The 10,363-nt window shown below is 61.2% G+C and carries 12 protein-coding genes; 6 read left to right on the forward strand and 6 right to left on the reverse strand.

Annotated features, from left to right (window positions below; all coding sequences use genetic code 11):
* Window positions 1–52: 52 nt before the first annotated feature.
* The 3 genes from ACMGF5_RS26130 to ACMGF5_RS26140 all read left to right on the forward strand — a co-directional run bounded on the left by ACMGF5_RS26130 (window position 53) and on the right by ACMGF5_RS26140 (window position 3,875).
* Window positions 53–1,219, forward strand: coding sequence for a cupin domain-containing protein (locus ACMGF5_RS26130; protein WP_039604938.1), 1,167 nt, complete (start codon window positions 53–55; stop codon window positions 1,217–1,219).
* Complete coding sequence (locus ACMGF5_RS26135) at window positions 1,212–1,646, forward strand: GNAT family N-acetyltransferase (protein ID WP_012315260.1); 435 nt, start codon at window positions 1,212–1,214, stop codon at window positions 1,644–1,646. The genes ACMGF5_RS26130 and ACMGF5_RS26135 overlap by 8 nt, the downstream gene beginning before the upstream one ends.
* Window positions 1,647–1,910: 264 nt before the next feature.
* A complete protein-coding gene (locus ACMGF5_RS26140) occupies window positions 1,911–3,875 on the forward strand; it encodes a DNA topoisomerase III (protein ID WP_115274331.1) in 1,965 nt (654 codons plus the stop codon).
* 24 nt (window positions 3,876–3,899) lie between these two features.
* On the opposite strand, the gene ACMGF5_RS26145 is transcribed toward ACMGF5_RS26140, so the two are convergent.
* The 4 genes from ACMGF5_RS26145 to ACMGF5_RS26160 all read right to left on the reverse strand — a co-directional run bounded on the left by ACMGF5_RS26145 (window position 3,900) and on the right by ACMGF5_RS26160 (window position 7,204).
* On the reverse strand, window positions 3,900–4,478 hold the full coding sequence (locus ACMGF5_RS26145; protein WP_115274330.1) for a DinB family protein: 579 nt from the start codon (window positions 4,476–4,478) through the stop codon (window positions 3,900–3,902).
* A 12-nt stretch (window positions 4,479–4,490) separates the two neighbouring features.
* On the reverse strand, window positions 4,491–5,597 hold the full coding sequence (gene zapE, locus ACMGF5_RS26150; RefSeq protein ID WP_204918431.1) for a cell division protein ZapE: 1,107 nt from the start codon (window positions 5,595–5,597) through the stop codon (window positions 4,491–4,493).
* A 118-nt stretch (window positions 5,598–5,715) separates the two neighbouring features.
* Complete coding sequence (locus ACMGF5_RS26155) at window positions 5,716–6,864, reverse strand: PQQ-dependent sugar dehydrogenase (protein WP_115274328.1); 1,149 nt, start codon at window positions 6,862–6,864, stop codon at window positions 5,716–5,718.
* 22 nt (window positions 6,865–6,886) lie between these two features.
* Window positions 6,887–7,204, reverse strand: a complete 318-nt coding sequence (locus ACMGF5_RS26160) for a hypothetical protein (protein WP_046788277.1) — start codon at window positions 7,202–7,204, stop codon at window positions 6,887–6,889.
* 263 nt (window positions 7,205–7,467) lie between these two features.
* On the opposite strand from ACMGF5_RS26160, the gene ACMGF5_RS26165 reads away from it, so the two are divergent.
* On the forward strand, window positions 7,468–7,956 hold the full coding sequence (locus tag ACMGF5_RS26165; RefSeq protein ID WP_046788278.1) for an LEA type 2 family protein: 489 nt from the start codon (window positions 7,468–7,470) through the stop codon (window positions 7,954–7,956).
* Between the two features lie 14 nt (window positions 7,957–7,970).
* Here ACMGF5_RS26165 and ACMGF5_RS26170 read toward each other — a convergent pair whose 3' ends face one another.
* The gene (locus ACMGF5_RS26170; RefSeq protein ID WP_012315267.1) at window positions 7,971–8,234 is read right to left on the reverse strand and encodes a hypothetical protein; all 264 of its coding nucleotides are present in this window, start codon (window positions 8,232–8,234) and stop codon (window positions 7,971–7,973) included.
* 124 nt (window positions 8,235–8,358) lie between these two features.
* Here ACMGF5_RS26170 and ACMGF5_RS26175 point away from each other — a divergent pair, with 124 nt between their 5' ends.
* On the forward strand, window positions 8,359–8,679 hold the full coding sequence (locus tag ACMGF5_RS26175) for a DUF883 family protein (protein ID WP_119689071.1): 321 nt from the start codon (window positions 8,359–8,361) through the stop codon (window positions 8,677–8,679).
* Window positions 8,680–8,713: 34 nt separating this feature from the next.
* Here ACMGF5_RS26175 and ACMGF5_RS26180 read toward each other — a convergent pair whose 3' ends face one another.
* Window positions 8,714–9,331, reverse strand: a complete 618-nt coding sequence (locus tag ACMGF5_RS26180) for a tRNA-(ms[2]io[6]A)-hydroxylase (RefSeq protein ID WP_119687457.1) — start codon at window positions 9,329–9,331, stop codon at window positions 8,714–8,716.
* Window positions 9,332–9,485: 154 nt separating this feature from the next.
* Between ACMGF5_RS26180 and ACMGF5_RS26185 the strand changes: the two genes are divergently transcribed.
* Window positions 9,486–10,349: a universal stress protein gene (locus tag ACMGF5_RS26185; protein WP_046788281.1), complete on the forward strand. Its 864-nt coding sequence runs from the start codon at window positions 9,486–9,488 to the stop codon at window positions 10,347–10,349.
* Window positions 10,350–10,363: the final 14 nt, after the last annotated feature.

The following is a 10,363-nucleotide window of genomic DNA, read 5'->3' on the forward strand; positions in this document are numbered from 1 at the left end:
GCCGGGCGTTTTTATTCCCGGACGAAAATTACGTTTTTTCAATAGGTTGAACATGAATCCTGATACTCCACTGCAGTTGCTCGGCGGCATCTCGGCCCGCGAATTCATGCGCGACTACTGGCAGAAGAAGCCGCTGCTGGTGCGCCAGGCATTCCCGGACTTCGAAAGCCCGATCGACCCCGACGAGCTGGCCGGCCTGGCCCTGGAAGAGGAAGTCGAGTCGCGCATCGTGCTCGAGCACGGCGCCCACCCGTGGGAGCTGCGCCGCGGCCCGTTCAACGAAGACACCTTCGCCGACCTGCCTGAAAAGGACTGGACCCTGCTGGTTCAGGCCGTCGACCAGTTCGTACCGGAAGTGGCCGAACTGCTGGAGCACTTCCGCTTCCTGCCAAGCTGGCGCATCGATGACGTGATGATCAGCTTCGCCACCCCCGGTGGCAGCGTAGGCCCGCACTTCGACAATTACGACGTGTTCCTGCTGCAAGGCCACGGCCAGCGCAACTGGAAGATCGGCCAGATGTGCAACAGCGACAGCCCGCTGCTGGACCATGCCGACCTGCGCATCCTCGCCGAATTCGAACAGAGCGGCGAATGGACCCTGGAGCCAGGCGACATGCTCTACCTGCCACCGCGCCTGGCCCACTACGGCGTAGCCGTGGACGACTGCCTGACCTACTCGGTCGGCTTCCGCGCCCCAAGTGCCGCCGAAGTGCTGACCCACTTCACCGACTTCCTCGGCCAGTTCCTGCCGGACGAGGAGCGCTACAGCGACGCCGACGCCGAGCCTGCCAGCGACCCACACCAGATCCAGCACGACGCCCTCGACCGCCTCAAGGGCCTGCTCGACAAGCACATGAACGACAAGGACCTGCTGCTGACCTGGTTCGGCCAGTTCATGACCGAGCCGCGCTACCCCGAGCAGGTCGTCGGTGAAGAACTGGACGAGCAGGAGCTGATCGAAGCGCTCGAAGATGGCGCCATCCTGATCCGCAACCCAAGCGCACGCATGGCCTGGTCGGAGCTTGGCGACGACCTGATGCTGTTCGCCAGCGGCCGCAGTTGCCCGTTGCCAGCCAAACTGCGCGAGCTGCTGAAGCTGGTTTGTGCCGCCGACGCGTTACACATCGACAACCTTGCACAGTGGCTGGAGGATGAAGATGGCCTTATGCTGGTACAGCAATTGATCAAACAAGGAAGCTTGGGATTCGCCAATGAATAAGATTCGTGTGCGCCTCGCCGACTGGCAGAAAGACAACGCCGATATCCGTCGTATCCGTGAAGCGGTGTTCGTCGCCGAACAGCACATTCCGCCGGAGCTGGAGTTCGACTCGGAAGACCAGGACGCGCTGCACTTCCTGGCGCTGGAAGGTGATTACCCTATTGGCACGGCCCGCCTGCTGGCGGACGGCACCATCGGGCGCATCTCGGTGCTCAAGGACTGGCGCGGGCTGAAGGTTGGCGACGCGCTGGTCAATGCGGTAATCCTTGAGGCACAGAACCGCGACCTCAAGCAGCAGATGCTGAGTGCTCAGGTGCATGCCACGCCGTTCTATGAGCGGCTGGGCTTTCGCGTGGTCAGCGAGGAATTCCTCGAAGCCGGCATCCCGCATGTGGACATGGTGCGCGACTCCCGCGAGATCGCCTGAAGCTTCAAACTTGCGCTAAACCCGTGCAGGAGCGGCCTTGTGTCGCGAAAGGGCCGCACAGCGGCCCCGGGCTTATTGCAGCGCCGTCTGTAACGTCGGGGCTGCTTCGCAGCCCTTTCGCGACGCAAGGCCGCTCCTACGGCAACTGCGTTGTTTGGGTAAACCATGCAATAACAAACCTGTACATCCATCCAGATAAAACTTGCCACCGCGCCCCCGCTTGCGCATCCTACTGCCTATCACCCTCGATAAAGCGTCCCGGCCATGCGCCTGTTCCTCTGCGAAAAACCCTCCCAGGCAAAAGACATCGCCAAGATCCTTGGCGCCAACCGCAGGGGCGACGGCTGCTGGCAAGGCACCGACGTCTGCGTCACCTGGTGCATCGGCCACCTGTTGGAAACCGCTCCGCCCGACAGCTACGACGAACGCTACAAGCGCTGGAACCTCGCCGACCTGCCGATCATTCCGGAAAAGTGGAAGATGCTGGTCAAGCCCAAGACTGCCAGCCAGTTCAAGGCCGTCAAGCGCCTGCTCGGCGAAGCACGCGAACTGGTAATCGCCACCGATGCCGACCGCGAAGGCGAAATGATCGCCCGCGAGCTAGTCGAACATTGTCGCTACCGTGGGCCCATTCAGCGCCTGTGGTTGTCCGCTCTGGACGATGCCTCGATTCGCAAGGCCCTGGCACGCCTGCTGCCGGGGCAGGATACCTTCAACCTCTATCACTCGGCGCTGGGCCGCTCACGCGCCGACTGGCTCATCGGCATGAACATGAGCCGGCTTTTCACCCTGTTGGGCCGCCAGTCCGGCTATCAGGGTGTGCTACCCGTTGGCCGGGTACAAACACCCACCCTGCGCCTGGTGGTGGACCGCGACCGTAGCATCGCTGATTTCGTACCGCTACCGTTCTGGGCCATCGACGTGCAACTCGAGCATGCCAACATTGGCTTCAACGCCCAATGGCGAGCACCGCAAGATACCTGCGACGACCATGGGCGCTGCCTTAACCAGGCGCTGGCCCAACAGGCCGCAACAGATATCGGCAACGCCCGCACCGCACGGGTGCTCAAGGTGGCCACCGAACGCGTACGCGAGGCAGCACCCCTGCCCTTCGACCTCGGCACCCTGCAGGAATTGTGCTCAAAGAAGTTCGGCCTTGGCGCCCAGGAAACCCTCGACATTGCCCAGGCCCTGTACGAAACCCACAAGCTGATCACTTACCCACGAAGCGACTGCGGTTACCTGCCGGTCAGCCAACACAGCGAAGCGCCGGCAATCCTCACTGCATTACAGCGCGCCGATAGCAGCCTGGCGCCGCTGCAAGCGCACCTTGAGCCGCACCGCCGCTCGCGGGCCTGGAACGATTCCAAGGTCACCGCGCACCACGGCATCATCCCTACTGCGGCCGCCAGCGACCCGTCACGCTTGCCGGCCAAGCACAAGGCGGTCTATACCCTGATCCGCGCCCGTTACCTGGCCCAGTTCCTACCCAACCACGAGTACGATCGAACCCAAGCCGAGTTCGACTGTGCAGGCCATGCACTGCGCGCCGTGGGCAAGCAGATCGCGGAGCCGGGCTGGCGTCGCGCATTACCAGAAGCGTTGGCCCCGGCCAAAGGCCGCGAAGCGCCGCCGGCGCAAGTCCTGCCAACGTTGCGTGAGGGCCAGGACTGCTCGGTGCAGGGCCTGCAGTTGAAAGACCTGTGGACCCAACCGCCCAAACCCTTCACCGAAGGCGACCTGATCAAGGCCATGAAGAACGTCGCCAAACTGGTGGACGACCCGCGGCTGAAACAGAAGCTCAAGGAAACCACCGGCATCGGCACCGAGGCGACCCGTGCCAGCATCATCCAGGGCCTGCTCGACCGCGGCTACCTGGTCAAGAACGGCAAGGCACTGGCCGCCACCCCAGCGGCTTTCAGCCTGATCGACGCAGTGCCACGCGCCATCGCCGACCCAGGTACCACGGCAATCTGGGAGCAGGCGCTGGACATGGTGCAAAGTGGTGAAATGAGCCTGGAGGACTTCGTGGCGCGGCAGTCGGCATGGATGGGCAAGCTGGTCGAGCGCTGCAGCGGCATGCGCATGACAATAAACGGGCCAGCGGTGGGCAAGGCGGCGCCGTGGAAGAAAAAGCGCAGGAGCGGGGGCAAAGGCAAGCCTGCAGCTAACGGCGCCAAGGCCATGGGCAGCAAGGCACGGCAGCCTCGGCGCAAGGCCCCCAACTGAATAGCCATCCACAACAGCACGGCATCACCTCCAGACGCGATCCTCGCTCCAGCCAAGCTCGGCAAAATCATGCGCCCGCAAACCGGCCTCTTCCTCACAGAAGAACTCATCCAGCTGGGGCGGTCGCACCGCTGTATCGCTGAGCATGGCATGGACCTGCCCACGGTGATGGATCTGGTGCTCGAACAGGTGGGCAAGCAAGCGCAACCGCTGTTCACGCTGCACACGGTCGGGCCTTACGATACTCACGTAGCGCGATAGCTGGTCGTCGCTCAGCACACTGCAGTAGGCGATCAGCCGGTGGTCAGCCTGGGCCTGTTCGGCGTGCAGGTCGGTGCATGTGGCAAAAGGTTGCTCCGGCTCGAAGAAGCGTTCGCCGTCGGGCTCAGGCGCCTCGCCACGCTGCTCGCACTCGAGCATGTGCAGGTAGAACCAGTCCACCGTCAGCAAATGGTTGAGGGTGGCCTTGATCGATGGGAAGAAGCTGCACCGAGGCGCGACGAACTCGTCCTGGGTCAGTTGCAGGCAGGCCTTGTACAGGCGGTGATTGGCCCAGCCATTGTTGTAGGCCTGGGTCAGCAGATGATGCGACAGCGGCTCCATGGTTCGGCTCCTTCAGGCGAAGCGTTGCAGTTGCATCTCCCGTAGCCGGCTCAGGGTCCTTTGGTACGGGAACGCCAGATACCCTTGAGTGTAGAGCGCTTCGAGCGGAACCTGCGCCTCAAGGTACAGCGCCACCCTACGGTCGTAACATTCGTCGACCAGGGCAATGAAGCGGCGGACGGCGTCATCCTTGGCAGCCAGCGCTGGCAGTTGCCGATCCCCCGCCTCTACCCGCGCGGCTCCATCTTCGGTACCACGGGCAATACGCCCGGCCCGCTGCTCGCCGCTCAGGGCTGGAATGCCTTCGACCAGGATTGCCGAGAACTGATCGCACAGCGCCATGAACTCCATCGCCGCCAGTGGTTGCTCGCACAGGTCGGCGAAGCGACACCAGATCGCTTGGCTGCTACGCCGGATCACTTGGATTTGCCGTGAACCCACTGCGAACGGCTGCGCACTGCCCGGATCGTCGGGGCTGAGCTGCTTGAAAACCGCCTCGAGCGCCTTTGCCTTACCAGCTTCAGCCACCCAGTAGCGCTGGTGTGCGGCCCCAGGGTGAAGACGATGGTCTTGCTCGCCTGCCACCGCCAGGACCTGCATGTGCCGTTCGATGGCGGTGATGGCCGGCAGAAAACGATCGCGGTTGAAACCGTCCTGGTACAGCAGATGCGGCGGCTGGTTGGAGGTGGCAACCACCACCACGCCATGATCGAACAACACCTGGAACAGGCGGCCGAGAATGATTGCATCTGCGATGTCGCTGACAAAAAGTTCGTCGAAGCACAGCACGCGGATTTGCCCTGCCAGCTCTCGGGCAAGAGCCTGCAACGGATCCGCGGTGCCGTTGAGCTGGAACAGCCGCTGATGGACCCATGCCATGAAATGGTGAAAGTGCTGACGCCGGGCGGCAATGCTCAGGCCGCGGTGGAACAGGTCCATGAGCCAGGTCTTGCCGCGGCCGACCGGCCCCCACAGGTAAAGCCCCTGGGCGGGACTGCCCCGCTCGAGGGCTTCGAAACAGGCTTGCAAGGCATTGACGGCCTGCGCTTGCTGCGGGTCGGGGACGTAGCCTTGATCGGCAAGGGCCTGCTGATAGAGCGTTTTGGGGTCAAATGCCATGCAGCATTATGTTGAAGGGCCCCATCGTCGGCAAGCCTGCGCCCACTCATGCATCACCGCGCTTGCAATTAGCGAGGCAGCTTGCCAGCGATAGGGCCGGTAAAGCCCGGAATAGCTTTCAGCCCTCGCTCAGACCCACTTTGAGCAGCGACCCGTCCTTTTCATCGATGAGCACATACAGGTATCCATCCGGCCCAACCCGCACATCGCGGATTCGCGCCTTCAAATCCCCTAGCAAGCGCTCCTCATGGACGATCTTGTCGCCCTCTAGCTGCAGGCGAATCAGCTCTTGGGTAGCCAGCGCACCGATGAACAGATTGTGGTCCCAGGCCTTGAACGTGGAGCTGTCATAAAAAGCCATGCCACTGATGCCTGGGGACTTTTCCCAAACATGATGCGGGTCGACCATACCGTCGACATGTTCGCCCTTGGCCTCAGGGATCGGCATCAGCGAGTAGTTGATGCCGTGGGTGGCGATCGGCCAACCGTAGTTCTTCCCCGCCTGCGGGATATTGATCTCGTCACCGCCGCGGGGGCCATGTTCGTGGGTCCAGAGCTTACCGGTCCAAGGATTGAGGGCCGCCCCCTGCTGATTACGGTGGCCGAATGACCAGATCTCGGCGCGAACTGCTTTTTTCCCGACGAAGGGGTTGTCTTTGGGCACTTCACCATCGGGCAGGATGCGCACGATTTTGCCCTGCAGCTTGTCCAGGTCCTGCGCCGTGGGGCGCTGGTTGTTCTCGCCCAGCGCAATGAACAGGTAGCCGTGGCGATCGAACACCAAGCGCGAGCCGAAGTGATTGCCCACCGAAAGCTTCGGTTGCTGACGGAAGATCACGTCGAAGTTCTCCAAGCGTGCGCGATCTTCGGACAGTTGGCCACGACCAACGGCAGTGCCGGCCTTGCCATCACTGCCCTCTTCGGCATACGACAGGTATACGGTACGGTCCTGGGCAAACTCGGGTGACAACACCACATCGAGCAGACCGCCCTGGCCCTCTGCCCAGACCTTGGGCACCCCGCTTATGGGGGGCCCGACCTTGCCTTCGGCATTGACCACACGCAGGTTACCGGAGCGTTCAGTCACCAGCATATCCTTGCCGCCTGGCAGGAACGCGAGCGCCCAAGGGTTGCGCAAGCCGTCGGCCACGGTGCTGACGGTTACCTGCCCCTCCTCGCTGGGGAAGTGCTCCTCGGCGGCGGCGTGCGCGAGCAGTGGCAGCAGTGTGGCAGCGGTAAGCGTGGTCAGCCAGGTAGCTTTGATCATGCAGGATTCCTTTCAGTGGTACTCAGGGCGCGCGCCGGGTGTCACGCGGTGGGCGGGTGGGTTCCAGATTCGGCGTCTGCTGCTGGCGGCGCAGATTTTCACCATTACCGATGCCGCGGTTGTCCAGGGAAGGTGTGCGCTGGATGGGCTGGGTAGAAGGGCCGCGCACGGGTGGTGTGACAGGTTGGCTGCCTTGGCGGCTGTTGGGGTTGGCGCGCTGGATCGGGCTGTTGTAGGGGTTGTTGTTACTGGCAGCGAGCAGCAAGGGCTGCACGGGCGCCGCCTGTGCAGACAAGCCCAGCAACAAGCCGACGGCCAGGGCTGGCAATGTAAGATTCATACTCCACCTCGTGTACGAAAAGGTGCGCCTCATGCGTTTGATAGCGTAAGGCGCGAGGCGTTCGCAGAAAAAGGGTGAATGCGATTCGTGATGTTTCAGTATGAACCTCAGGCAGCCCTGCTCGCCTTGAAGACTATGCCAGGCATGGGCCTTCGATGCTCGAGGGTGAGATTGCGGCATCCTCAGAAGTAGAACCGCTGCTTTCAACACTGACTTACATTTGCCACACTTAAGGCCAGTTTCCATTGGCAAGGTCCATTTGCATGACTGCCGCTTTGCAACGCTACGCCCGACTATCGCTGGTCTTGCTGCTGGCTGGCGTGTTAAACGCCTGCGCTTTGTTGCAGGCGCGCGACCCGCTGAACATCAGCGTGATCGGCATCGAACCACTGGCGGGGCAAGAACTGGAGATGCGCATGGCGGTAAAGATGCGTGTACAAAATCCTAACGAGGCCCCAGTCGACTACAACGGCATCGCGCTGAATCTGGAGGTCAATGGCCAGGCCCTGGCCTCTGGGGTTAGCGACCAGCAGGGGCATATTGGCCGTTACAGTGAAGCGGTGGTGGTGGTACCGGTGAGCGTCACGGCTTTTGCATTCCTGCGCCAGGCCTATGGTCTGAGCAGGCTCGACTCGCTACAAGGGATGCCTTATGTACTGCGCGGGAAACTGGCTGGCGGCCCCCTGGGCACCGTGCGCTTCACCGATGAGGGCAAGCTGGACCTGCCCAAAGGGGGCAACCTGTATTGGTGACAGGCTGCGGATCATCAACGGTTGGTGCTGGCGGCGGCCATCATCTTGTTGACCTCGCTGCGTACCATGCTGGCGTATTCAGGCGGCGACATGCCGTCCAGTTCGGCACGTACCCATTCGGCCCATTTGCCCTTGCGGCGCGGCTTTTCCGAAATCAGCCGAGCTGCGTCGCCCTTCGCCTTGCCCAGGTTGTTCTGCCACAGTTCGAACAGCCGCGCCTTTTCTGCCTCGATCTGTGCCCGTTCCTCGAAGCTCCTGTTGGCCAGATTGAAACTCATGAAAGTACCTGCCAGTTGAAATGGCCGCTATCTTACACCGTAGTGCTGCTTCATCGCTAAGCTGGCGCAACTTTCCCGGCGCACCGGCATCCATTGCTTACCCCCTATCGACGAGGACATGTTCATGGCCCGAAAATCAGCCATTGCAGCTAACAGCGAGCAGATCAAGGATCAGGTGTTCAGTGAGTTGCAGGCATTGATAGAAGAGTCGGAGAAGCTGCTCAACGACAGCGCCTCTCTGGTAGGTGAAGAAGCCGACACGCTGCGCGCGCAGGTCAGCCAGAAACTTCGCCAGGCTCGAGAGGCGGCCGGGCAGGTGCGCGCCAAGGCACAACCGGTAGTAGACGCAACCCAGGACTATATCGGCGGCCACCCATGGCAGACCGTTGCGGTTTCTGCCGGGTTTGGCCTGGTAATTGGCCTGCTGCTATGCCGCCGCCACTAGACCGTTCCCCAGGCGTAGTGCCGGCTGCTTCAAATCAGGCGGCCTGCGCCATCGGAATACCACTGTGGAAACGCAATTCCTGGTCAGCAGACAGGATCAATTCTGCTTCCGCATCGCGCACCTGCTGAACCCGCTGGGCTATATCTGCTTCATCACCATACTGATGGGCGAGTTTCAGGTAGCCTTGGTAGTGACGCGCTTCGCTTTTCAGCAAGCCGTGATAGAAAGTGCCGAGCTCTTCATCAAGGTGCGGGACCAATGCTGCAAAGCGTTCGCAGCTGCGTGCTTCGATAAATGCCCCTACCACTAGCGTATCCACCAGCTTGACTGGCTCATGGGCACGTACCAGGCGACGCAAGCCAGAGGCGTAGCGCCCTGCCGACACTGGCCGCAAAGGCACACCACGGCGCTTCATCAAGCGCAAAACCTGCTCATGATGTACCAGTTCCTCTCGGGCCAGGCGCGACATCATGTTGATCAGGTCCAGGTGGGTGTTGTACTTGGCGATCAGGCTCAGCGCAGTGCTGGCAGCTTTGAACTCACAGTTCTTGTGGTCGATCAGCAAGGTTTCCTGGTCGGCGATGGCCGCTTCGATCCAGGCGTCTGGAGTCTTGCAACCTAGGAAGGCATCGATTTCGGGGATCAGGGACATAACGTACAACCACACACAGCAGGCAGGACGGGCGATTATACCGGCGCCAATCATGAGCGCCAGTGGCTATGCTTGATGTACATCAAGCGGCGACGCAAGGCTCGCCTACTATAGTCAGGCATAGGCCACCATCTTTTGAGGGGAGTTCATGCCCATGCAAGCTGTCCGTAGCATTCTAGTGGTACTCGATCCCGATCATGCCCATAGCCGTGCGTTGACCCGTGCCAAGCTTATAGCCGGCGTAACCGGTGCGCGCCTGCACCTGCTCATGTGCGACAAAAAACAGGATCACAGTGCACTACTCAGCCTGCTTGGCAGTCAGCTACACGACGATGGCTACGATAACGTCTCTCATGAACAGAACTGGAACGAGACCCTGCACGAGTCGATCATCGCCGTTCAGCAGGCTGAAGGCTGTGACCTGGTGATCAAGGAACACCGGCCGGACAACCCCCTGCGCAAGGCATTGCTGACGCCAAGTGACTGGAAACTTCTGCGCCAGTGCCCTTGCGCCGTGTTGATGGTCAAGAGCGAGCGGCCCTGGACAGGAGGCAAGATTTTGGCAGCAGTGGATGTCGGTAACGATGACGAAGATCATCGGCGGCTGCATACCAGCATCATCGACCATGGCTATGACATTGCCAGCCTGGCAAAAGGTGAACTGCACGTGATCAGTGCGCATCCCTCCCCCATGCTGGCAGCATCCGATCCGGTCTACCAGCTCAGTGAGACCATCGAAAAACGCTACCGAGAGGCGTGCAGTGCTTTCCAGGCCGAATATGATATCAGCGAAGATCGCCTGCATGTCGCAGAGGGCCCTGCGGATGTGCTGATACCTCATACCGAGCAGAAGCTCGATGCAGTGGTCACGGTCATTGGCACTGTCGCGCGCACGGGCATCTCAGGTGCCTTGATTGGCAATACCTCTGAAGTCGTACTCGATACGCTGGTAGGTGATGTGCTGGTACTTAAAAGTGAAGAGGCGATCGCGCACCTGGCTGAATTGGCCCGAGGCTAGAAATTTTTGCGCAC

Source organism: Pseudomonas sp. BNK-15, assembly GCF_047456105.1.
In the GTDB taxonomy this organism is placed as follows: domain Bacteria; phylum Pseudomonadota; class Gammaproteobacteria; order Pseudomonadales; family Pseudomonadaceae; genus Aquipseudomonas; species Aquipseudomonas putida_E.